At 50.6% G+C, this 22,352-nt stretch carries 27 protein-coding genes and 2 tRNA genes; 13 read left to right on the top strand and 16 right to left on the bottom strand.

Annotated features, from left to right (window positions below):
- Window positions 1–148 precede the first annotated feature (148 nt).
- The 3 genes from rdgB to KB213_RS00135 all read right to left on the bottom strand — a co-directional run bounded on the left by rdgB (window position 149) and on the right by KB213_RS00135 (window position 2,284).
- The gene (gene rdgB / locus KB213_RS00145) at window positions 149–757 is read right to left on the bottom strand and encodes an RdgB/HAM1 family non-canonical purine NTP pyrophosphatase (protein WP_068169274.1); all 609 of its coding nucleotides are present in this window, start codon (window positions 755–757) and stop codon (window positions 149–151) included.
- Complete coding sequence (rph, locus tag KB213_RS00140) at window positions 750–1,505, bottom strand: ribonuclease PH (RefSeq protein WP_211679732.1); 756 nt, start codon at window positions 1,503–1,505, stop codon at window positions 750–752. The genes rdgB and rph overlap by 8 nt, the downstream gene beginning before the upstream one ends.
- Window positions 1,506–1,606: 101 nt before the next feature.
- On the bottom strand, window positions 1,607–2,284 hold the full coding sequence (locus tag KB213_RS00135) for an aspartate/glutamate racemase family protein (RefSeq protein WP_211679730.1): 678 nt from the start codon (window positions 2,282–2,284) through the stop codon (window positions 1,607–1,609).
- A gap of 88 nt (window positions 2,285–2,372) precedes the next feature.
- On the opposite strand from KB213_RS00135, the gene hrcA reads away from it, so the two are divergent.
- A complete protein-coding gene (hrcA, locus tag KB213_RS00130) occupies window positions 2,373–3,443 on the top strand; it encodes a heat-inducible transcriptional repressor HrcA (protein ID WP_211679728.1) in 1,071 nt (356 codons plus the stop codon).
- A gap of 20 nt (window positions 3,444–3,463) precedes the next feature.
- Here hrcA and recA read toward each other — a convergent pair whose 3' ends face one another.
- The 7 genes from recA to KB213_RS00095 form a co-directional block, all read right to left on the bottom strand.
- Window positions 3,464–4,486 (bottom strand): recombinase RecA, encoded by a 1,023-nt coding sequence (gene recA, locus KB213_RS00125; protein WP_068169284.1) that lies wholly within the window; start codon window positions 4,484–4,486, stop codon window positions 3,464–3,466.
- A 180-nt stretch (window positions 4,487–4,666) separates the two neighbouring features.
- Window positions 4,667–5,743: an EscU/YscU/HrcU family type III secretion system export apparatus switch protein gene (locus KB213_RS00120; protein WP_211679726.1), complete on the bottom strand. Its 1,077-nt coding sequence runs from the start codon at window positions 5,741–5,743 to the stop codon at window positions 4,667–4,669.
- A 3-nt stretch (window positions 5,744–5,746) separates the two neighbouring features.
- Window positions 5,747–6,553, bottom strand: a complete 807-nt coding sequence (locus tag KB213_RS00115) for a flagellar biosynthetic protein FliR (protein ID WP_211679724.1) — start codon at window positions 6,551–6,553, stop codon at window positions 5,747–5,749.
- Entirely contained in the window at window positions 6,553–6,825 is a 273-nt protein-coding gene (locus KB213_RS00110) for a flagellar biosynthetic protein FliQ (RefSeq protein ID WP_211679722.1), read from the bottom strand. The genes KB213_RS00115 and KB213_RS00110 overlap by 1 nt, the downstream gene beginning before the upstream one ends.
- A gap of 3 nt (window positions 6,826–6,828) precedes the next feature.
- Window positions 6,829–7,152, bottom strand: a complete 324-nt coding sequence (locus KB213_RS00105; RefSeq protein ID WP_211679720.1) for a flagellar hook-basal body complex protein FliE — start codon at window positions 7,150–7,152, stop codon at window positions 6,829–6,831.
- Window positions 7,149–7,556 carry a flagellar basal body rod protein FlgC gene (flgC, locus tag KB213_RS00100; protein WP_211679718.1) on the bottom strand — a complete coding sequence of 136 codons (408 nt, stop codon included), beginning with the start codon at window positions 7,554–7,556 and terminating at the stop codon, window positions 7,149–7,151. Before flgC ends, KB213_RS00105 begins: the two co-directional genes overlap by 4 nt.
- A gap of 17 nt (window positions 7,557–7,573) precedes the next feature.
- Window positions 7,574–7,966: a flagellar basal body rod protein FlgB gene (locus KB213_RS00095; RefSeq protein WP_211679716.1), complete on the bottom strand. Its 393-nt coding sequence runs from the start codon at window positions 7,964–7,966 to the stop codon at window positions 7,574–7,576.
- Between the two features lie 178 nt (window positions 7,967–8,144).
- Between KB213_RS00095 and KB213_RS00090 the strand changes: the two genes are divergently transcribed.
- Window positions 8,145–8,435 carry a hypothetical protein gene (locus KB213_RS00090; RefSeq protein ID WP_211679715.1) on the top strand — a complete coding sequence of 97 codons (291 nt, stop codon included), beginning with the start codon at window positions 8,145–8,147 and terminating at the stop codon, window positions 8,433–8,435.
- Complete coding sequence (gene fliP / locus KB213_RS00085; RefSeq protein WP_211679713.1) at window positions 8,432–9,169, top strand: flagellar type III secretion system pore protein FliP; 738 nt, start codon at window positions 8,432–8,434, stop codon at window positions 9,167–9,169. The genes KB213_RS00090 and fliP overlap by 4 nt, the downstream gene beginning before the upstream one ends.
- A 67-nt stretch (window positions 9,170–9,236) precedes the next feature.
- Here fliP and KB213_RS00080 read toward each other — a convergent pair whose 3' ends face one another.
- Window positions 9,237–10,646 (bottom strand): gamma-glutamyltransferase, encoded by a 1,410-nt coding sequence (locus KB213_RS00080; protein WP_346266632.1) that lies wholly within the window; start codon window positions 10,644–10,646, stop codon window positions 9,237–9,239.
- Window positions 10,647–10,898: 252 nt separating this feature from the next.
- On the opposite strand from KB213_RS00080, the gene KB213_RS00075 reads away from it, so the two are divergent.
- From KB213_RS00075 to folE, 5 genes are all read left to right on the top strand, one after another.
- Window positions 10,899–11,660 carry a DsbA family protein gene (locus KB213_RS00075; RefSeq protein WP_346266631.1) on the top strand — a complete coding sequence of 254 codons (762 nt, stop codon included), beginning with the start codon at window positions 10,899–10,901 and terminating at the stop codon, window positions 11,658–11,660.
- 209 nt (window positions 11,661–11,869) lie between these two features.
- Window positions 11,870–14,215, top strand: a complete 2,346-nt coding sequence (locus KB213_RS13090) for a putative bifunctional diguanylate cyclase/phosphodiesterase (protein WP_211679712.1) — start codon at window positions 11,870–11,872, stop codon at window positions 14,213–14,215.
- A 1-nt stretch (window position 14,216) separates the two neighbouring features.
- Entirely contained in the window at window positions 14,217–15,029 is an 813-nt protein-coding gene (gene folP / locus KB213_RS00065) for a dihydropteroate synthase (protein ID WP_211679710.1), read from the top strand.
- Window positions 15,022–15,879 (top strand): 2-amino-4-hydroxy-6-hydroxymethyldihydropteridine diphosphokinase, encoded by an 858-nt coding sequence (gene folK, locus KB213_RS00060; protein WP_211679708.1) that lies wholly within the window; start codon window positions 15,022–15,024, stop codon window positions 15,877–15,879. Before folP ends, folK begins: the two co-directional genes overlap by 8 nt.
- An 89-nt stretch (window positions 15,880–15,968) precedes the next feature.
- A complete protein-coding gene (folE, locus tag KB213_RS00055; protein ID WP_211679706.1) occupies window positions 15,969–16,607 on the top strand; it encodes a GTP cyclohydrolase I FolE in 639 nt (212 codons plus the stop codon).
- Window positions 16,608–16,764: 157 nt separating this feature from the next.
- Here the strand turns inward: folE and KB213_RS00050 are convergent, their stop codons facing one another.
- Genes KB213_RS00050 through queE form a run of 3 tightly spaced genes read right to left on the bottom strand, consistent with a single transcriptional unit; the run spans window position 16,765 to window position 18,667 of the window.
- A complete protein-coding gene (locus KB213_RS00050; RefSeq protein ID WP_211679704.1) occupies window positions 16,765–17,319 on the bottom strand; it encodes a 6-pyruvoyl trahydropterin synthase family protein in 555 nt (184 codons plus the stop codon).
- Window positions 17,316–18,029 (bottom strand): 7-cyano-7-deazaguanine synthase QueC, encoded by a 714-nt coding sequence (gene queC / locus KB213_RS00045; RefSeq protein ID WP_211679702.1) that lies wholly within the window; start codon window positions 18,027–18,029, stop codon window positions 17,316–17,318. The genes KB213_RS00050 and queC overlap by 4 nt, the downstream gene beginning before the upstream one ends.
- Window positions 18,026–18,667 (bottom strand): 7-carboxy-7-deazaguanine synthase, encoded by a 642-nt coding sequence (gene queE, locus KB213_RS00040; RefSeq protein WP_211679700.1) that lies wholly within the window; start codon window positions 18,665–18,667, stop codon window positions 18,026–18,028. Before queE ends, queC begins: the two co-directional genes overlap by 4 nt.
- 173 nt (window positions 18,668–18,840) lie before the next feature.
- On the opposite strand from queE, the gene KB213_RS00035 reads away from it, so the two are divergent.
- Together KB213_RS00035 and KB213_RS00030 are read left to right on the top strand one after the other, a co-directional pair.
- Window positions 18,841–19,617 carry an ABC transporter permease gene (locus KB213_RS00035; protein WP_346266630.1) on the top strand — a complete coding sequence of 259 codons (777 nt, stop codon included), beginning with the start codon at window positions 18,841–18,843 and terminating at the stop codon, window positions 19,615–19,617.
- A 3-nt stretch (window positions 19,618–19,620) separates the two neighbouring features.
- Entirely contained in the window at window positions 19,621–20,385 is a 765-nt protein-coding gene (locus KB213_RS00030) for an ABC transporter ATP-binding protein (protein ID WP_211679696.1), read from the top strand.
- 7 nt (window positions 20,386–20,392) lie between these two features.
- Here the strand turns inward: KB213_RS00030 and KB213_RS00025 are convergent.
- Together KB213_RS00025 and KB213_RS00020 are read right to left on the bottom strand one after the other, a co-directional pair.
- A tRNA-Asp gene (locus KB213_RS00025) sits at window positions 20,393–20,469 on the bottom strand.
- 69 nt (window positions 20,470–20,538) lie between these two features.
- A tRNA-Asp gene (locus KB213_RS00020) sits at window positions 20,539–20,615 on the bottom strand.
- 355 nt (window positions 20,616–20,970) lie between these two features.
- Here KB213_RS00020 and KB213_RS00015 point away from each other — a divergent pair.
- The 3 genes from KB213_RS00015 to KB213_RS12985 all read left to right on the top strand — a co-directional run.
- On the top strand, window positions 20,971–21,240 hold the full coding sequence (locus KB213_RS00015; protein ID WP_211679694.1) for an STAS domain-containing protein: 270 nt from the start codon (window positions 20,971–20,973) through the stop codon (window positions 21,238–21,240).
- Entirely contained in the window at window positions 21,237–21,593 is a 357-nt protein-coding gene (locus KB213_RS00010; RefSeq protein ID WP_211679692.1) for a response regulator, read from the top strand. Before KB213_RS00015 ends, KB213_RS00010 begins: the two co-directional genes overlap by 4 nt.
- Window positions 21,593–22,352: Hpt domain-containing protein (locus KB213_RS12985; protein ID WP_211679690.1), on the top strand; the 760-nt coding region annotated here is incomplete at its 3' end. The genes KB213_RS00010 and KB213_RS12985, both read left to right, overlap by 1 nt.

Raw genomic sequence — 22,352 nt, 5'->3', positions numbered from 1 at the left:
CTGCTGATGTGATTCTTCATCCCATAAAGACAGCGATCCGTCCTTTAAGTCTTGCGCATGAGTTTTCCGGGAGCGTTATGCGCTGGACTGTACGGGGAGCGCCAGAACGGTCGGTCTTATTTGCCTACTGTTCTGGCGCTGAGAGGAATTAGCCCGCCACGCATTCTTTGAGGAAGAGGGATAGTGCCTTGCCGCGATGGCTGAGGGTGTTCTTTTCGCTTTCGGGCATTTCGGCGAAGCTGCGTGTGTCACCTTCGGGCACGAACATAGGGTCGTAGCCGTGGCCATGTTCTCCACGTGGAGGCCAGATGGTGTGACCGTGACATTCGCCACGGACCGAGCGTGTTTCGCCGTCGGGCCATGCGAGGCAGAGTACGGCGACGAAAGAGGCTGAGCGGTCTGGGTTATTGCCAGTTTCGGTATGCACGCGGTTCATGGCGATGTGCATATCTTTTTGTGGCCCCCCCCAACGAGCAGAATAAATGCCCGGTTGTCCATCCAGCGCTGCAACGCAAAAACCAGAATCGTCGGCTAATGCTGGCAAGCCGGAAGCCTGCGCCGCGGCGAGTGCCTTAATGGCGGCGTTGCCTTCAAAGCTGTCGGCCGTTTCTTCTGGCTCTGGGAGGTTGAGGGACGCAGCAGAAACGACGGTGATCCCCGTTTGGGCCAAGAGCATAGAGAATTCGCGCAGCTTGCCAGCATTATGGCTGGCAAGAACGATTTTGGCACCTTTCTCTAAGGTGCGTGTATTAGCCATTATGCTGTTCCAGCGCGGCATTTTGAGTGGTGAACAAAGTGCCCGTGCCGATCTTGGCAAGGCGCAGCAGTTCGAAGAATTCAGCTTCTTCAAATGGAGATTCTTCGGCTGTACCTTGGATTTCGACGATACCGCCTTTGGATGTCAGGACGAAGTTTGTGTCTGCTTGTGCGCTGCTGTCTTCGACGTAGTCTAGGTCAAGAACAGGGCCAGCTTTGGTCAGGCCACAGGAGACAGCGGCGACTTGTGCGGTTAGTGCTTTGGAGAGGTTTGCTTTTTTCAGAGCAATCGCCAGTGCAACCCATGCGCCTGTGATGGAAGCGCAGCGCGTGCCGCCATCGGCGTTCAGAACGTCACAATCGATGGTGATGGTACGCTCACCAAGTTTTTTAAGGTCAACGCAGGCGCGCAGGGCACGGCCAATGAGGCGTTGAATTTCTTGTGTACGGCCGGATTGCTTGCCTTTGGCTGCTTCACGGTTGCCACGTGTGTGTGTTGCGCGTGGGAGCATGCCGTATTCAGCCGTGATCCAGCCTTGGCCTTTATTACGCAGAAACGGCGGTACGCGGTCTTCCAATGATGCGGTGCACAGAACTTCAGTTCCGCCAACGCGGATGAGAGCGGAGCCTTCCGCGTGGCGTGCAAAGCCGAGTTCGATCGTGACGGCGCGGTTTTCATCGGCGGCACGGCCGGAGGGGCGGCGGGCAGCAAGAGCAGCGGAAAGGGCTGTATCGGGTGTTTGGCTCACGGGAGGCGTTCCTGTTATTCTGTTTCCATCGCGTCTAGAGCATGTCGGGCGTGAGGGAAACAGGCGTAAGGGATATTGGCTGGGAGGTACGGCACTTTGGACTATGTAAGGGCAGCTTCAATTGCGGCTTGGGCATGGAGTTCGGTTGTATCAAATAGTGGAACGGTACTGTCTTCTGGCCCGACAAGCAGCATGATTTCTGTGCAGCCCAAAATAATGGCTTCTGCGCCTGCATGAACCAGTTTGGCGATAATGTGTTGGTAGGTAGTGATTTTACCGGCAACGAGTTCATTATAGATAATGTGATGGACGGTGGCGCGGTCCTCGTCATTGGGGATAAGGACGTTCAAACCGTGGTGCTGTGTTAAGCGCCCTTTGTAGAAATCTTGTTCCATAGTGAAAGCTGTGCCCAAAAGGCCAACGGTGCGTAAGCGGGCGGCTTTAATACGTTCTGCCGTAGGGTCTGCAATGTGAATGAGTGGTATGTTGATGGCCGATTGAATGGCTGGTGCTACTTTGTGCATTGTGTTGGTGCAGAGCAGTAATATTTCTGCGCCAGCATTTTCGAGGCGTTGAGCAGCATTAATTATATGTGTATTGAGAGTGTCCCAGTCTTTCTGGTGTTGAAGCGTTTCAGTATCCGAAAAATCGAAAGACCAGAGGAGGCATTTAGCGGAAGCCGTTGAGCCGCGTTGAGCGCGGATGCCTTGATTGAGAATACGGTAATACTCAGCGGAGCTTTCCCATCTCATACCGCCGATAAGGCCGATCATTTTCATATAAAATCCATGGTCACGTTTCTGTGGTAGAGGGGCATTATGATGTTATCATCATGTTGTTCATTACTTTGCTATTTAAGGGCATGTCATGGTCGGGCGTAATCCCCCATTCCTGCGTACGTCTACGGCTTTTCCGTCTGGGTTGGGGGAGCGTGAGGCCGCTATTCTGCGTGAAATTGTTGCGGAATATGTGGAGACGGGGGAGCCTATTGGCAGCCGGACGCTCTCTCAGCGTTTGCAGCCTGCACTGTCTCCGGCAACGATACGTAATGTCATGGCAGATTTGGCACGGGCGGGTTTGTTGTTTAGCCCTCATGTGTCTGCGGGACGTTTGCCCACAGAAAAAGGGGTGCGTCTTTGGGTTGAGGGATTAGTGCAATTTGGCTCTTTGACGGCAGAAGACCAAGCGAGCATTGATCAGCGGTTGGATGTGCATGGGCGGTCGTACCAAGATATTCTGGCGGATGCTTCCACGATGCTGTCGGGCTTGTCCTCAGGGGCAGGCTTGGTTTTGGCGCCTAAGGCGGATGCTTCTTTGAAGCATATTGAGTTTGTGCCGCTTGGGAATGGCCGTGCTTTGGTTATTCTTGTTGGGGCTGATGGTCAGGTTGAAAATCGTATTATTGAGACCCCCGCAGGTTTGCCGCCTTCTGCGCTGGTGGAGGCGGGGAATTATCTCAACGCACATTTGGGCGGGGTAACGCTCGGGACGTTGCAGGCGCGTATTCGGGCTGAAATGGCGGCTAATCAGCATGAGTTAGATGCACTGACCGCTGCTATGATTGAAAGCGGATTAGGCACGTGGGATGCCGATGCGGGTACGCTGTTTGTTCGCGGTCAGAGTAAGCTTCTGGCCGATGTTACGGAGTTAGAGCGTTTAACCACTATTCGGCTGTTATTTGAGAAGTTGGAAACGCAAGATACGATGTTGGAATTGCTTAATATAGCGGCGGATTCTGATGGGGTACGCATTTTTATTGGTAGTGAAAGCGGGATGTTTGGCATGTCGGGCATGTCGATGATTGTGGCGCCCGCTCGTAATGATGCTCAGCGTATTGTGGGAGCTATTGGGGTGATCGGGCCGACCCGTTTGAACTATGGGCGGATTGTGCCTGTTGTGGATTATACGGCCCGTTTGGTGGGGCGCTTACTGGGGTAAGCGCCCTTTATTTTAGGGTTTTATTCGGCGTCCGGCTCAGGTGATGTCAGCATTGCCTCAGCGACAATGCCGGATTGGGCGCGGATGCGGCGCTCAATCTCATCGGCCATTTCGGAGTTGTTACGCAGGAATTGTTTCGCGTTCTCACGGCCTTGTCCGATGCGTTGGCTATCAAAAGAGAACCATGCGCCAGATTTTTCGACAATGTTGGCTTTTACGCCGAGATCGAGCAGTTCGCCCATTTTGCTGATACCTTCGCCGTACATAATGTCGAACTCGACCTGACGGAACGGAGGTGCCATTTTGTTTTTGACAACTTTGACGCGGGTTTGATTCCCGACGACTTCGTCTTTGTCTTTAATGGAGCCAATGCGGCGGATATCCATACGGATGGATGAGTAGAACTTCAGTGCGTTGCCGCCCGTCGTCGTCTCTGGATTACCGAACATGACACCAATTTTCATGCGGATCTGGTTCAGGAAGATGACGAGTGTGTTCGAGCGGGAAACGGTGCCGGTCAGCTTACGGAGAGCTTGGCTCATGAGGCGAGCATGTAGGCCGACATGGCTGTCACCCATATCACCTTCAAGTTCGGCACGGGGTACGAGCGCCGCTACGGAGTCCACCACGAGCACGTCTACAGCGCCAGAACGGACAAGTGTGTCTGCAATTTCGAGCGCTTGCTCACCAGCATCCGGTTGGCTGAGGAGCAGATCGTCAATATTAACGCCGAGCTTTTGGGCGTAGCCAGGGTCTAGTGCGTGTTCAGCATCAATGAACGCAACCGTACCGCCTTTTTTCTGCGCCTCTGCCAGAGCATGCAGAGCCAGAGTGGTTTTGCCGGAGCTTTCGGGGCCATAAATTTCGACGATACGGCCACGTGGTAGGCCACCAATGCCGAGGCCAATATCGAGGCCAAGAGAGCCTGTTGAAATAACGTCCGCTTGTTCTTTAGGGCGCTGGCCCATGCGCATGATCGAGCCTTTACCGAATGCGCGTTCGATCTGGCTGAGTGCGCCTTCAAGTGCTTTGGTCTTGTCCATTCGATCCTCGTTATGGTCGATCATGTCAGTACTGCGTGAACGATAGACTGCTTTGCGGTGTGCCGCCTAGGTGGTGGCGGGCCGTGTTATGGTCTTTGGTTCTATGTTCACAAAATGTTCTTGCTACATTAGGCCCTCTCATGCCCGACGCCAAGAGGGGGAGATGGTCTTTTCATAAGATTATCGCACAGCAGCGCGTGCATGTGCGGGTTGTTTCAAGCGCCAGACATAGCTGATGACGGCGGCGACGGCACGGAAGTGTTCTTCCGGCACTTCACTTTCAAGAGGAAGGGTGTGGAGTGCCCGAGCCAAGGGTGGGTTTGGGACAATTGGGATACGGTTATCTTGGGCTATTGCACGTATGCGGGCAGCGACCTCATCCATACCTTTGGCCACGATCTTGGGGGCACCAGATGTTCCTTGTTCATAATGTAGGGCGACGGCGTAATGTGTGGGGTTGGTGATGATAACCGTGGCGTTTTCCACGGCCTCTTTCATGCGTTCTTTGGCGGCTTTGGCGCGGAGGGCTTTTAGGCGGCCTTTGACGTGTGGGTCGCCTTCAGTATTGCGATGTTCTTGTTTGAGTTCTTCACGGCTCATCTTGAGCTTTGACGTATGGCGGTAACGGTTCCAGAAGATATCAGCTCCTGCAAAGAGCAATTGTGCGCCGACCATCAGAAGGCAGGCGTGGAAAATGAATGTGCTGAGTGTGCGTAGGATACTGGGTAAAGGCAGGCCGACCATATCTCTTAGAGCAGGAAGGCTTTGATGGAGTTCTTGATACAGGATGAACCCAAAAAGGCTGAGTTTAAGGACGGCTTTGAGGGCTTCCGTGAGGGAATGTGTGCCGAGGAGGCGTTTGACCCCGCTGAGAGGCGAAATACGAGAGAGCTTCGGCATAGCTCCAGCAGGAGAAAGTAAAAACCCTGTCTGTAAAAATCCGGTGCTGAGGGTAGCGGCGAGTGCAATGGCCGCTGGAATAAGGGCGAGTTTTAGCCCTTCTGTGAGTGCGTCTTTGAGCAATGGGGATTGTGTGATGGCGTCGGCGGGTAGGGTTCCAGCTTGCTGCATAAGTGTACGCATAATGTGCACGAAACCGGGGAGTATGAAAGGTAGCGCGAGGAAGATGCCCATGGTGCCGCCGAAGAGAGAAGCGGTGCTCATAGCTTCCCGCGAGAAGGCGACTTGCCCGTCCTCTCGGGCTTTGCGGAGCCTTTGTTCTGAGGGGGCTTCTGTCCGGTCTTCGGCGTCTGCCATGTTTTATAAACCCGGTAGGCCGTGCAAGACGTCAAAAGCCTGATTTTGCCAGAAGGTCAGTATGGCTTCGAGTGTGATGCCTAATAGGGCGAGGCCGCCGAGCATTTGTAGCGGGCTGACCAAAGTTGAAACCTGAAGTGTGGGCAGCAAGCGCGTCATAATGCCGGTAAGGGCTTGCCAGAGTAATGAAAGAATAAGGAAAGGCGCGCTGAGTTCGAGGGCAAGAGTAAAGCTACGTTCCGTGAGTAGGATGATGCTGTGGGTGGCATCTATAATGAGCGGTATATGCTGGGTGCTGAGTAAAAAGCTGCCGGGGGGGATAAGGTCATAGCTCCCAATGAGGGCGCGTATGGGGAGGATATAGGCGCCGCTGATGAGGAGGAGTAAAGGTGCGAGTAAGTTGAAGAAGCGTGCTGGGGCGGAACTGCCCGCCCCAAGGTCTGGGTCAGGCTGAAGGACGCTGGAGAGGCCGATAAAAAGCGCGATCATTTGACCTGCGATGGGAAGAGCAAGGGCGATTAAGCGGGCCATCCAGCCGATGATGAGGCCGGAGAAGACCTCGGTGGCGATCATGGCGCAGAGTGCGAGTGGCGGGAGTGTTTCGAAGGATATTCCGTGGAAATGCGGAGTAATGAGAGGCACAACGAGCGTCGTGATGGTGAGGGCTATTCCGGCACGGAGCATCATGGGAAGGCTTTGTTCACCCAGTCCGGGCAAGACCAGAAAAGCGGCGCTGGTACGGCATAAGATGAGTAGGAAAGCGCTGGTCCACATGGGGAGTGTGGCGAGGCTGAAGGCCATGGGCTGCATTAGGTGCCGCCAATGATAATAAGTTGGTCAAAAAGGTGATGAGTGAACGTAATGAGCGTATTGCTCATGAAGGAGCCAGCTAAAATCATGACGGCCCCGATGGCGAGGACCTTGGGGACGAAAGATAGGGTGGTCTCATTGATTTGGGTGATGGCTTGAAACAGTGAGATGAGGAGCCCAACCAGCAATGCGGTGAGTAGAGCGGGAGCGCTGAGCTTGAGGATTACAAGAAATGTTTGCTCAAGAATGGCTCCGATATCGAGGCTTTGCATGTGTTAAATCGCCATTTTCATAATGTCTTGATATGCTTGCACCATGCGGTCCCGTAATACGGTGGTGGTTTGTAATGTCAGCTGTGCGTTCGAGACAGCCGTGACGATATGGGTCATGTCACCTTGACCTTGTAAGCCTTGGGCAGACTGGGTTTCTGCTGTGTGTGAGGTGGCAAGGGCGTGGTCTAATGTCTGTGAGAGGACATCGCCAAAACTTGCGGAAGGTGTGGCTCCATCGGAGACGCCATCGTCAAGGGGCGAAGGGGTTTGGCTATTTTGTAGGCTTTGGGTGTAGGCGGAGTGCGCTTGAGACAGAGATGTGATCATTTGAGCAGATCCAGCGTGCGTGAGAGCATGGTGCGGGTGCTTTGCATGGTGTTGAGGTTGGCCTCGTAGGACTGCTCAGCCTCACGCATATCCATCATTTCTGTCATGGAATCGACATTAGCGATTTTGACATAACCCTTAGCGTCTGCGGCGGGGTGGGAGGGGTCATAGCGGGTTTCAAATGCGCTCATATCACGGTCGATCTTTTGGATGTCGACGGAAGAGGCGCCGGTTTCTTGGTCAATATGTTCAGCAAAAGTAATGGTTTTGCGTCGGTATGGGTCTGCGCCGGGCGTTGAACCGGTGGTGTTTTGATTGGCAAGGTTTTCAGCCACGATGCGTAAACGCTGGGATTGTGCATCCATGCCGCTGGCGGAAATATTGAGAGTATTGGAGAAGTCCATGATTGTTCTCTCTTAACTTATTTACCAAGAACGGTTTGAAACATGGCCATATATTTGCCGTAGAGATTGACCGTGAAATGTTGTTGGTCGTTAACCTCAGCTACTTTTTCCATCTGTTGATCAAGAGCGATGCCGTTGTGATCAAGGGATTCTTCGGTGTCGATGCGCTGCACCGCTGGGTGCGAGGTTGTGCTGCCGATATGCCCGCTTTGTGTTGCGGTTGGTGCGATATCGAATTGTGAGAGTGTGGCGGAAAAGGGGGTAACGTCCTGTGCGGCGTAACCGGGGGTATTGGCATTGGCGATATTGCCTGCCAGTACTTGCTGGCGGTTTTGCAACCATTCGAGGCGTTGCTGGCCTAGGGCAAAAAGATCGGTGCCACTTTGGGCGGTGGTGTCGATATTTTTCATGCGTTTTCCGCCGGGTGGGCTGTGTCTGAGTTGAGGTTATGGTGACAGGAATTGGTTAATAATCCGTATATGGACGAGGTGCGGGGGAGTGTGGTGCAGGTATTCATCGGCTCGCGATTAGGCGTTTCTTAACCTTTGTGCAGCAGCATGGCGGTCAAGGATGATGGAGAGCCTGACAATGAGCCTGCATGAAGTGATTTTGGCGTGTTTTGCCCTTTGTATGATTGTGGGGGCTATTATTGGTCTGAAACCACTTTTGGCACGGTTAACGCCGCATAAAGGTAGAGCTGTGTCGCCTGATAAATCTTTGGTTTTAGAGGCGCATTTATCGTTGGACCGTACGCGCAGGCTGTCTTTGGTGCGGTGTGGGCAAAAAGAGGTTCTCGTTTTGAGTGGTGGCGCGACGGATGTGCTGCTTGAGTGGTCGTCCGCTCCGGCGTTTGCCGCATTGCTGGAGGATGCGCCATGAAGTGGTTTCTGGCGGTGGGTGTTGCGTTTGCCTGCGTGATGGTTCCGCATATGGCGTTGGCTCAGGCGGTGAATATTGACCTCGGGCAGGGCGGAGGGGCTGGAACGACGAGCCGTTTGGTGCAACTGAGTGCACTGATTACGGTTCTTTCCCTCGCGCCGAGCCTTTTAGTGATGGTGACGGCGTTTACGCGTATTGTTGTGGTGTTGTCCTTATTACGCAGTGCGTTGGGTGCACAAGGAACGCCGCCGAACCCGGTTCTGATTGGTTTGGCCTTATTTCTCACATTGTTTGTGATGCAGCCGACATTGCAGAAATCGTGGGATATGGGTGTCCAGCCGATGATGGCTGGGCAAGTTGATGAGATGGAAGGGTTAAGCCGTACGGCCCAGCCTTTCCATGACTTTATGGCGGCGACGGTACGGCCCGATGACGTGACGACATTTTTGAATATTGCACATGAGAAGCCGCCTGCCAGTATTGGTCAGACGCCGTGGCGTGTTTTGGTGCCAGCGTTTATGGTGGGAGAGTTACGGCGCGGTTTTGAAATGGGGTTTTTATTGTATTTGCCGTTTTTGATTATTGATTTGGTGGTGTCGAGCGTTTTGATGAGTTTGGGAATGATGATGCTGCCGCCGAACACCGTATCATTGCCATTTAAGTTGATATTTTTTGTGGCCGTGGATGGGTGGTCCATGGTGGCGGGGAGTTTGGTGCGAAGTTTTACAGGGTAAAGTAAGACTTTCGCCCTATGGAAAAAGCCCGCTTGAAGAGGGTATCTTCGAGCGGGCTTTGTATTGTTTAGTGGGTGGTGCCGGTAGCGAGGCCTGTGCCGCGGCTATCCGTCACACCATGGCAACTATCACCATTGCAGAGGATTGCATTGGTACGACCTGGCCCTTCAGGCAGGGTTGTTTGCCCGTTAGCAACCGCGCGTGCTGCATCTCCCACGGCATCGGCTGCGCCATTTTGGCCAGATGCAGCGATGACGGCGTGGAGTGTTTTGCCTGAATGAAGGATTGCTGCGGGTAGCAATGGGCGAGGTGCTTGGGTCGGTGATGCGCCGAGAACAACGCCGGTATTGCCGGCAATGCGTCCCGTACCGAACAGGTTATAATCAGAGAGCGTACAAGCGACGGCTAAGCCTGTGCGGTCTGTGATGGTAAAAGCTGTTGAAGCGGGCAGAGCCGGGAGTGTATCGCCGCCAGCGCGTTTGTCATTGAGCAGTGCTTGTGCCGTGTTGAGGTCTGTACTACCGGAAGCGCGCCACGCTGCGACGACGCCTTGGGCTGGGGCACCGGTCGTGTAATGAATTGCCGCGCCTAAGCCGCCATCTGCGGGTGGGGCCGTGAAATCGGCGGTGAGACCGTTATTGGATGTGGTGAGGGCGGCACTCTCTACAGGTAGGGTCTGACGTAAGTCATCAGCTGTGAGGGCACCGCCAGCAGATTGAGCTGCATTGGAAAAGACGGTGGCGAGTGCGCCGGTATAGAGGTCACCAATGCCAGCGTTGCGGAGGCGTTCAAGAAAACCAGCAAGGCGTGGCTGTGCGAGAGTATCACCTGTGCTGAGCGGGGTGCCGTCATGGCTAAAAAGTGTGCGGGCCGTATCATCAGCAAAGAGAGCGGTCTGCACGGCAGCGATATCACTAGCGAGTGTATGACTTACGGTGATGCCATTATTTGCCAATGTGATGGCCGGGGTGAGCAGATCATTGAAGTCCACGCTGCCGTAGCTGTGGTGCATCAGGTACAGGCCGCGCAATGTTGCGGGTGTGCCTGCTGGGCGGTCTTGGTTGGTGGTTGTGCTGGCAGCGCGGGGGAGGAAGGCGAAGCTGTGGGCATCGCTCCCCGGGCGCCAAACAAGGCACGCACCGCCGCCGCCTAAAGACGCACGAGAGGGTAGTGTGACGCTAAGGGCTGTTGCGGTTGCGACGGCGGCGTCGACGGCATTACCACCGCGTGCAAGGACGTCATGGCCTGTGAGGCTAGCCTGTGGTTCGTCTGTGACGACAGTACCGATGGGCCCTGTGAGAGCGGGGGTGCCCGTTTTGCCAAAGAGGCTGTGGCCAATTGATGTTAAAGCCGGTGGGGCAGAAGGGAGGCTTGAACAGGCCACCAGCGACATGAGGCTGGTGGTGCCTGCAATCATGCGGAAGAGGCGACCCTTGGTGCGGGTATGGGCAGAAATCTGGTCTCGACGATGCGCCACCTGGCGTTACTCCGTACTGTCTGGGCCTCGGGTCAGGCAAAACGGGCGGGCGTTTGACGGTAAACCGGACGCCGCCACCTCAGGGTTTGGTCTAGTCATACCGAGAATTGCCGCATTATGGGAGGGGGCAGCCGTGCTTCTTCTTGTGTCTGTACGTTCTTTAATGCGGTACGGCTTTATGGTGGGGCTGGTGCTTGTGTGTTTTTGGGTATGCCGTACCATGGAGGCATAGCTTGGTTCTGGAGTGTTTTTGTGAGACGTTTTTCTAAGTTTTTTCGTGGCTTAGCGGTTTGTTCTGTGTTGGGCTTGGGCGGTTATGTCCATGCGGCAGATGGGACGGGGACGCATTTCACGACTGAGCAGCGTGCAGAAATCGTTGGGATTGTTCGTCAGGCGTTAAAAGAAGACCCGACGATTTTGACGGAAGCTCTGCGCTCTTTGCGTGAGCAAATGGCCCAACAGCAGCAAAATACTGCGCGTGATGCTGTGCGTCAGCATTGGGCGGCTTTGCGGGATGCGCCAGATTATGCCGTGCGCGGGAATCCGAAAGGGGCGGTTACGGTCGTGGAGTTCTTGGATCCACGTTGCTCTTATTGTCGGGCTATGGTGCCGGTTGTGGAGCGGTTTTTGGCGCGCCACAAGGATGTACGTCTAGTTGAACGCTTGGTGCCGGTTTTGGGCAAAGGGAGTGTCTTGGATACGCAGGCGGTGCAGGCGGCTAGCCTTCAAGGGAAATATGATGTTTTACGTCAGGCCCTCATGAGCGATACGGTGACGCCAAGTTTTGACCGGGTACGTCAAATTGCGCAGGCAAATGGTATTGATGCAGACCGACTGGTAAAAGATATGAATTCTCCTGCGGTTATTACGGCTATTCGGTCTAACCTTGACCTAGCACAGGCGATTGGGTTGGACGGAACGCCGACCTTCGTATTTGGAACGGCTGTTATAGCGCCGGGAGCGTTGAATGATATGCAAATGGATACGGATTTGGAGCAGGCCCGCCGGGGTTGATATTTCATAGTGTAGATGAAGGGAGAAAGTGGCGCTCTCCCTATTGAGTTTGCATATTAAATTCAATTACTTAATGGGGTGTTGCTCAAATTCTGAGCAGCGCTCCTCTTAAGAGAGTGTCGCAGGACAATCAGGCAGCTTCATTGGTTGTGATGTGAGGGACTGCTGCGCTTGGCGGAGGTATGCTCATCTGTGAGGGCTGTCGTTCTGTGAAAGCGTTACGATCTTTGGTGCATGATGTATTGGCCTTGGGGCGTAACAAGCTGAAGGGCATTATAGACCCATTAGCTTGTGATACTGAGCGACTGTCCGTACGGATATATCTACTATGTCAGATGTATGCGGTTTCCATCCTTATAGCAGGACTATGGAGATATAATGCTTATGCGGCATTTTGGTCTGGAAGTTTGATTTGGGGAGCTATTATTTTATGGTATATTATTTTTAATATTTTAGGTATTTATATACAAAATGAATCATTGGTTATCCTAAAAAGAAAGTCACTTGTATTTTTGAATATTATTCTTGGATTCTTTTGGTCTCCAATAATATTTTATTCAATGTATCTTTCTTCGTTTTTGTTAAAAAATATACTTATATTTGATATATTCATTATATTTATATCGCTACTGTCTCTATCATTTTGTGTTGTATTTTCGGAATTATTTCTTTTTTCATTTATTTTGTCATTCATTTTTATCTATAATATATACGGTATAAAAGAATATTACATGGAATTTTATGTTTCATGTTTGATAGTTTTGATTATTATTGTATATAATTTATGGAAATTATTGAAGTTTCGTGTATCTTTTATTATAAAAAATAATAAATCAATTGTAGAAATATTATCAATTTTATCAAATAAAAATATAAATAATTATAATTATTGGGTTTGGGAGACTGATAAGGACGGTTTTTGTATTAATACTAAGAAAGATCAGTCTTTGGCGATGGGCTTGCCGGTAGAACGTTTCGCTGAGATGAAATTGCATGATATTTTGTCGCTCTCTGACGGGGCTACGGGTAAGGGGTGTTTTGTTTGGCAAGAAAAAATGCAGATGCCAGCACGGCATCTGCTCCATTGTTTGGAGCGAAAACTTCCTTTTCGTGAGTTAGATATCGCTTTGGTTTTGCCTAACCGTAAAGTGTGGTGCCAATTAACGGGGCGGCCCGTTTATGAAAACGGTGTTTTTCAAGGTTATCGAGGGGTCGGACTTGATATAACGCGAGAGCGCGCTGCGCGTATTGCGCATGGTCAGAGGGCACGTTGTGACCGAGAGACAGGGCTGCCTAATCGTTTAGCCGTAATTGAACACCTGCAGGCTTTATTACAGGAAAGAGCATCTTCTGCTGGTGAAGTGGTTGTTTGCATTATATCGCTTGGTGCGTCGTTAGAGGGGCGTAGCACGATTGAAGAAGGGAGGGTTCTAAGAGAGGCTGCAATCCGTTTGATGCGTGAATCAGGTTCTTTGTATGTTGGGCGTTATGCACAGGCGCGTTTGGCTGTTGTGACGGCGCGTCGTCCGCTGTCAGGATGTTTTGATCGAGTATCAGTTGAGGCGTTTATACAGCGTTTACATGCGTCTTTAGGTGAGCGGATTGTTTTGGAGAATGGTCAACACGTTGTGTTAAATCCGCATATTGGCTCGGTTCTATCGATGGTAGAGAACCAGCGTGCTGATCTTTTTTTAGAAGCTGCAGAAATGGCTCTGCAGGATGCGTTATCTGGAAATGGTGAGCGGTGTTCTGTTGTTGATCAGGTCATTGTATATGGTGGGGATCGGCAGTCTCGGTTGATGGATGATATTCGCCGCGCCGTGGATCAACATGAGTTTCAACTGGTGTATCAGCCGATTATTCATGCGCAGACAGGGTTTGTTGTCGGTTATGAAGCTTTGTCGCGCTGGAGTGGTGCTGTGCATGGAGCTGTTTCTATTCAAAAGGTCATTGCGCTGATTGAAGAGAATGGTCAGAGCGAGACGTTTGATTATTGGGTGTTAGAGACTGCGTGCAAGCAGGCGGCGGGTTGGCCCAAGGGAACGTGGGTTGCCGTTAATATGGCGGCTATGCATTTTTCAGTGCCGGGAGTGGCAGAGCGTATATTAGATATCGTGCATCATGCAGGTATTGACCCCTCACGCTTACAGCTTGAAGTGACGGAGACGTTTGCTTTGGATGTGGGGCCACAAGTGGCTCATGCGCTTGCGCTGCTTGATGAGGCGGGCATTAAATTAGCAATGGATGATTTTGGCGCAGGATATTCGTCAATGAATTACCTACGCCTTTATCCATTTTCTAAAATTAAGTTGGATGCAAGCCTTGTGCAGGATGTTTTGTACAACCCTAAAAGTAAGGGCATTTTGAGGTCTGCGGTAGAGTTGTCAGTTGATTTGGGTCTCTCTTTGACCGCCGAGGGGGTGTCTTCCCCCGAGCATTATCGTTTTCTACGTGAGGCAGGGTGTACGGACTTACAGGGTTTTTATTTAGGACGCCCCGTACCGGCTGAGCATTTGGTGTGGGGGCATGTGATGGGGCAGGAGTATTTGGGGTAAAATGGACTGGGGTTCAGTATTAAAGGGGCGTTCTCATCCTGCCGTGATGGGTATTGTGAATGTTACGCCGGATTCATTCTCGGATGGTGGACGTTTTTTCGATCCCGCTTCGGCCATTGAGCAGGGTATTTCGCTTTTAGCGGATGGTGCGGATATTCTAGATATTGGCGCGGAATCAACGCGACCTGGTTATGATGTTGTTCCTGCGGATGAAGAGTGGCGACGTTTGGAGCCTGTGCTGCAAGAGCTGCGTGCTCATGACGTGCATTTATCTGTGGATACGATGAAAGCGGCTGTTGCTCGCAAAGCCTTGCAGGCGGGTGTGCATATTGTGAATGATGTGTGGGGCTTGCAGTCAGATGTGGAGATGGCGCGGGTTATTGCAGATCACGACGCTCTGGTGGTCGTGATGCATAATCGTGCAGAGATTGATCCGGCATTGGATATGAAGGCTGAATGGAAGCGCTTTTTTGATCTGACGTTAGAAATCGCTCATCGGGCTGGCGTGACGGGGGAGCGTATCGCGCTTGATCCGGGAGTCGGTTTTGGTAAGACGCAGCAGCAAAATGTGCAGGCGATACGCGGGATTTCCTTCTTAAAAGCGGAATATGGTCTGCCTGTTTTGTTGGGGGCATCTCGTAAGTCGGTTTTGGGATGGATTACCGGTCGTTCCGCGGGGGAGCGCTTGGCGGCAACGCTGTCGGCTCATCTCTATGGTGTGGGTCAGGGAGCAGATATTGTGCGGGTGCATGATGTGCGTGAGCATGTCGATGCATTTTCGACATGGGGAGTTATGGAGGGCCAGCGTGATTGAACCGATTTTGACCTGTGTTGAGGTGAAGGATCTGTGCCTCTTTGGGTACCATGGTGTTCTGCCGGAAGAAAATCGGTTGGGGCAGCGTTTCATTATTGATATGGCGATCAGAGCGGATCTGACACTGGCACAGCGTGATGACGCTTATGAACATGCAGTGTGTTATGGTGCTTTATGTGACATTGCGTCCAAGATCGTGACGGGCCCTCCGCTGGCTTTGATTGAGACCGTGGGGGATCGCATTGCATGTGCTGTTTTGGAGCAGTTCTCTGCTGTAGAATGGGTGCAAGTACGGGTGCGTAAGCCCGCAGTCCCCGTGCCTTATGCGCTGACGGAGACAGTGGCGGTTGTTGAGAAGCAGCGCCGATATGATGTTGCGTTTTCTTTGGGGGCGAATCTGGGGGAGCGTGAGGCAACCTTATCGGCTGCAGTGGATTGTTTGTCCGTGGCCGCAGGTTTGGATATTCTTACGGTTTCTTCTTTGTATGACAGTGCCCCTTGGGGGGAGACGGATCAACCAGGCTTTGTGAACTTGTGTGTATCTGGGCAGACGACATTGCGGCCTCATGATGTATTGCGTCTGTGCAAAGAAACAGAGCGGGCATTAGGTCGGCAAGCGGGGCGCCGATGGGGGGAGCGTGCGGTTGATATTGACTTATTATATTATGGCGAACGTTCAGTATCGGATCGTGTTTTAACGCTGCCACATCGTTTTATGTTTGAGCGTGCTTTTGTGCTTGAACCGCTAGCAGAAATTGTTCCTGAGCGTCAGATGAGTGGACGTAGCGTTAAGGACGCGCTAGCAGTCCTGTCTCGCACCCCGGGAGATGTTGTGCGCCGCCAAGCGTGATGGTGTTGTCGGGGGTTTTCATATTTTTGTTTTTGCTGTCCGTATTGTCTGAAGGAATGACGGTACGGAGAGGGAGCCTGTAACACGACATGACCGATCCGAAGCCCGTCGACTCTCTTGCTGGTCAGGAAGAACTTCGCCCATTGGATGCGTTGTGTTGTCCGGGTGACGCGAAAACGCGTATTGCCGGTGCCGTCCGCACGATTTTGGAAGCACTTGGCGAAGACCCTGCACGAGAAGGCTTAAATGATACGCCGCGCCGCGTTGCGGAGATGTATTTGGAAGTGTTCGGTGGATTATATGAAGATCCGCGAGAGCATTTGAAGACGCAGTTTTCTGCGGATCGTCACCAAGGTGCGGTGATCGTTAAGGACATTCGTTTCCATTCAATGTGCGAGCATCATCTCTTGCCTGTGGTTGGGCGTGCTCATGTGGCTTATTTGCCCGCAGGTGGTCGTTTGACAGGGTTGAGCAAACTTGCGCGTGTTGTAGAAGGCTTTGCGCGTCGTCCGCAGTTGCAAGAGCGTTTGACGGATCAAATTGCTCAAAGTTTGGAAGAAATCTTGCAACCTGCAGCAGTTTTGGTGGTGCTTGAGGCTGAGCATATGTGCATGAGTATGCGCGGTGTGCGTGCGCCGGGTTCATCAACGGTGACCAGTATTGCGCGTGGGCTTTGGGCTGATGATCATGCGGCTCGCCAAGAGGTTTTGTCTCTTTTGCGTGGGTAATCTGATAGGCTGTGCCGCTTTGAGCCCAGCCGGTGCATGCAGTTTGGTGAAGCTGGATTTTAATAAAAGGCCCTAGTCTTTTTGTATTAGTGTGGGGCTAGCCTTCTAATAGGAAGGTTGGCCCCATTGTGCGCGTTCGGCGTGCCGTAGGGGAAGATTAAGAGTCTGCGATGCTATGGTCTGCGCGGTTCCACCAACACTCTTCTGGGGGACGATTGACGGGTGGGATAAAGAGATCTGGGCACCCATTCAGGCGTACGGTATTGGTGGGTGTTTCTTTGAGTTCGATGCCTTGCGCTTGGAGGAAACCGCCGTCATCGTGCAAAAAAGCATTCAGTTTGGTGAGTAGAAGTGCGGCCATGAGTTCGGTTGTAGGGTCACCGGGCGTAACGATGATGCGTTTGGCGCGCTCGGGCTCATGAGTGCGGAACCATGTGAGTAATGGGTCTTGATCGGAAAGTTGTAAGGCATGGTCCACCGCATTATCAATGAAGGTATGCCAGCGGGTTTTAGCGCTGGCGAATGGGGTGATCATGTTGTGCTGACCGTCCAGACGTTGTGGGTGCGTTGCGGTTAAGCGGACGGTGACATATTCATTATGACCGTGCACCATGGCGCAGCGTTCGCTGCTGCCCGCGATGAGGCGGTGCCCCATACTGAAGCGCCGGGTGAAAACGAGTTCCGTTTCGGGGAGATCTGGGGCTACGGTCATGCGGGGCTCTCTTGGTATTGGCGCCATCCTTCGGCACGAAGGTCACAGGCGGGGCATTCGCCGCAACCGTAACCCCATGCATGTTGGTGTTGCCGGTCACCTTTATAGCATGAATGGCTTTCTGTATTGATCAGCTTCACAAGTTCAGAGCCGCCGAGTTTTTCAGTTAGCTGCCATGTTTGTGCTTTATCAATCCACATAAGTGGGGTGTGGAGGACGAAGCGTTTTTCCATGCCCAAGTTGAGCGCGACTTGGAGGGCTTTAATCGTGTCGTCCCGGCAATCTGGATAGCCTGAATAATCGGTTTCGCACACGCCAGTGACAATGTGCTTGATGGTGCGACGGTACGCCAAAGCCGCAGCATAGGTTAAGAAGAGTAGGTTACGGCCCGGAACAAACGTATTGGGCAGTCCGCTTTCTGTCATGGAAATTTCGGCTTCGCGGGTGAGAGCCGTGTCAGACAGGGCGCCTAAAGAATGGAGGTCCAGTGTATGGTCTGGTCCGAGGCGTTCTTTCCACTCGGGTTTGAGAGTGGTCATGCGTGTCCGCAAGGTATCACGGCATTCGAGTTCAACGGAGTGGCGTTGTCCGTAATCGAACCCCATGGTTTCAACGCGTTTGTAATGCGTTAGGGCCCAAGCGAGGCATGTTGCCGAATCTTGGCCGCCAGAGAAAAGGACGAGCGCACTGTCATGAGCGTGTCGTGTCATGGGATGTCGATCATTTTATGGGTTTGAAGGGACAAGCGCCACCGGGGGTGCGCTCGGCAATAAGCAACAGCTGCTTGAGTATTAGCGATACGGTTGGGGCCGTCCATAGGTTGCAGCCAGAAGTGCTTGAAGTCCAATGTTTCGAACATTTCTGGGGTTAACTCGTCTTGTGGAAAGACGAGTTTTAATTCTGAACCGGATGTCTGTGCGAGGGGGGCGTCTGCCTTGGGGCTAACGCAAACCCAGTCGATTCCTTCAGGTGCTGTAATGGTGCCGTTGGTCTCAACAGCAATTTCAAATCCTGCGTCATGCATGGTGGTGATTAAAGCGGGGTCGATCTGGAGGAGTGGTTCACCTCCAGTGAAGACAACGTAGCGACGGCCGCTGTGGTCTGCTTCAGCAGTCCAGCATTGTGTAATGGCCTGTGTTAATGTTGCAGCGTCACGGAATTTTCCGCCGCCTTCGCCATTGGTGCCAATAAAGTCAGTGTCACAGAAACGGCACGTTGCTGTGTCTCTGTCGATTTCTCGACCGGACCAGAGATTGCATCCGGTGAAGCGGCAAAAGACTGCAGCGCGCCCGGTTTGGGCGCCTTCCCCCTGAAGGGTGAGAAAAATTTCTTTTACGGTGTAAGCCATAAGAGTGGGTGTCGGCGAGGTGAGCGCAGGATGCAAGAAAAAAGATCACGAAGCGTAAGTCAATGGTGGAGGGGGCTTTGTTGTGGCGCGGATCGTGCTAGGGAAAAGACATGACAAATCAATCATCTCGTGAGCCTGTTCAGGAGTTCACGCCGCGCCGTGGGTTGGGGTATGTGCAGGCAGCCTTCGTGGATGTGTGCGAGGGCGTGAAGCTGTTTCCATTGGCCCTTACGCTGGGGTGGATGGATATTAAGCTGCGTTATCGTGGGTCGGTGTTGGGGCCATTCTGGCTCACGCTGTCAACGATCGTGATGATTATCGCTATGGGGCTTTTGTACGGTTATTTGCTCAAGGCACCTTTGCGTGAGTATCTGCCATTCTTGTCTTTGTCATTGGTGCTGTGGGGGTATTTTTCGAGTATTGTTAATGAGGCTGCGGGTATTTTTTCGCAGGCTAAATCCGTTATGCATGCGCGTCGGACACCTATTACCCTTATGGTATTAAGGTTTGTTGTGCGGCAAATACTGGTGGCGTGCCATAATTTAGTAGTGGTTTTGTTTGTTTTTGCTATTTTTCGTATTATACCATCCCATATATGGTTGATATTTATGGGTATATTTATTGCTATTTTTGATAGTTTAGCAATTAGCTTTTTGGTTGGGATATTGGGGGCGAGATTTAAAGACATATCTCCAGTATCCTCAGCTATTATGCAGGTTTTGTTTTTTGTTACACCAGTTATTTGGAAGCCAAATTTAATATATTTTGGAAGGCAATATTTATTGTTAGATCCATTTTATCCAGTATTGGAAATTTTACGTGCTCCACTTCTTGGGGAGGGAGTTCGTTCATCATTTATTGAAGTTGCTTTGTTGCAGGCTGCTGTCTTGGGTGCATTTTGTTTAGTGCTATTTAGTCGTATGCGTGCGCGTATAGCTTATTGGGTTTAAAAAATGCCACACATTGAAGTTGAAAACTTGCACCTGGAGTTTCCGTTATATCATGCGGAAAGTCATTTCTTAAAAAAACGTTTGGCAGAGGCTTTGATTGGTACGGGTGGCGGTAGTATTGCGACGAGATTTGCGCAGGATGCGAGGAAGCGTACTGTTGTAGATGTATTGCGTGGCGTTCATTTTAACGCCTTGCCAGGAGATCGTATTGGCTTAATTGGACGCAATGGTGCTGGGAAGACTACTCTGTTACGGGCTTTGGCAGGGATATATGAGCCTGTGCAGGGGAAGGTACGGTTGCAAGGGACTGTAGGTACATTATTGGATGCCTCATTGGGAATGAACCCAGAGCTAACTGGGCGAGAAAATGTGCGATTATTTATGCAGCAATGTGCAGTGCCTAGAATGTCGCTGGAGAGTGCTTATCAAGATATAGAGGGATTTGCTGAGCTAGGGCATTATTTTGATTTGCCAATTAAGGCTTATAGTTCTGGGATGAGTATCCGTCTGGCTTTTGGTATGGCCACGGCTGTGGCGCCACAAATTTTATTGATGGACGAATGGTTTTTAGCTGGAGATGGGGCTTTTTTGAAAAAAGCAGAGGCACGTTTGTTGCGTATGATAGAGCGTGTAGAAATTTTACTCGTTTCGAGCCATCAACCAGAGATTCTAGCGCGTTGGTGTAACCGTATTATTTGGATGGATGAAGGGAAAGTACGGGCTGATGGATCTTGCGAAGAAGTCCTCAAGCAGTACAAAAACATGTAGGGAGAAATGGCGCGAGTGACGGGGCTCGAACCCGCGACCTCCGGCGTGACAGGCCGGCGCTCTAACCAACTGAGCTACACCCGCAATGTCTACTTCATAAGAAGTAGGAAGATAGAGCACTATACGTGCTCTTAGTAACGACTTCAAAAGAAGTGGCGCGAGTGACGGGGCTCGAACCCGCGACCTCCGGCGTGACAGGCCGGCGCTCTAACCAACTGAGCTACACCCGCAACGTATGCCCAGTTTCCTGAACATTTCTTAAGGTGCTTAGAGAAGCGCCTCGTTGTCGTTGAGCGGTCTTATATCGGTCTGTTTTCAGTATGGCAATAGGAAATTTTTAGAAAAATCATTTTTTTGCAACATGGGGCATGGGAGGTGGTGTTGAGAGGGATCTCTTTGATTTTTAAGGGCATTTTGATTTGTGGCGCAAAAAATAAATGGAACGTGGTTTGTTAACCTAATGTCAAGACATCCCCAATTATGAGGGGAAGGTATTCTATTTGGTAATTTTGTGCAGGGCAAAACCAGTGGTTCGATATGTTAGCTGGGCCGTTCCAGAGAGGCGCAAAAGTCTTTTTAGGGGGTATGATGTCTATTGTGTTGTTTGAACGGCTGGATACGGTTCATGCAGATAAATTGCTAGATACCTTACAGAACCATGAAGGTGATTTTATTTTGGATGGTCATTTGGTTCAGCATCTTGGGGGGAAGTGTTTGGTAGCTCTTTTGCGTATCAAAGAGTGCGCAGAAAAGGAGGGGCGTGGGTTTTGCATTATTCATCCATCGGATGTGTTGCGTAGTGATTTGGAGTTGTTGGGGCTCTCAAAATTTTTGTTGAAGTTGGAAAATTCATGAAAATTTTAATCGTCGATGATACGCGTACCATTCGTGATTTATTATATCGTGAATTGTTAAAAGCGGGATATGACGTGGAGCAGGCTGGTGATGGGCTTGAAGCTTTAGCGGTGCTGCAAGGTTATACGCCTCAAATGATTATCACAGATTTTAATATGCCGAATATGAACGGTATAGATCTGGTAAAAAAATTGAGAATAATGCCCCAAACACAATATCTTCCAATATTAATGTTAACGACTGAAAATAGCGTAGAAAAGCGTAATATGGGAAAAGAAGCTGGTGTTACGGGGTGGTTAGTTAAGCCTTTTGATAAAGAAATATTAATAGATATGATTGAGCGTGTTTTATAATGGATACATATGATGAAATGGAAGAAATAAAAAATATTTTTTTTGAAGAATGCCGAGAACAAATTACGGCATTAGAAAAAGAATTAACTTATATTAAAAATAATGGGTATAATAGGGATAATATAGATAATATTTTTCGTTCAGTTCATTCTATAAAAGGAGGAGCTTCGGCATTTTCTTTTGATAATTTAGTGGATTTTTCTCATTTATTTGAAAGCGTATTGGATTCTTGTAGGGAAGGGATTATAAATATTGATGATGAAAATATAGATAAATTTTTACAGTGTACAGATTTTCTAGATGATTTGGTTGATGCTGTTATTTCAGGGAAAGATGGTGCTTGCTTGCAGGAATCGTTAGATTTCCATAAAAAAATCCTTAATAGCTTTGATGAAAATAATGAAGAAGTAGATATTTTTCATAATTTTAACCCAATACCGATCTCGTTAAAAGAAGATAAGTATCTTAAGCTTATATTTGATGAAGAATTTTACCGATTGGGTCATGAGCCAATTGTTTTTCTCAAATATATAATGAATAAATTTCCATTATCTGTATCTCTAAAAAAGGTAACTTTTTTGGAAAAATACCCATATCATCTAGTTATGGAAGTAGAGTTTTCTTCAGATGTTTTTGATAGAGTTCAAGAAATAATAAATTGGTATAATATTAAATTTGATATGGATTTATTCAGTAACACACCTACACCTACACCTACACCTACACCTACACCTACACCTACACCTACACCTACACCTA

This window comes from Neokomagataea anthophila (assembly GCF_018122595.1).
GTDB classification, from domain to species: Bacteria; Pseudomonadota; Alphaproteobacteria; order Acetobacterales; family Acetobacteraceae; genus Gluconobacter; species Gluconobacter anthophilus.
The sequence above is the reverse complement of the archived record's forward strand: the minus strand, read 5'-3'. Positions and strand labels throughout refer to the sequence as shown.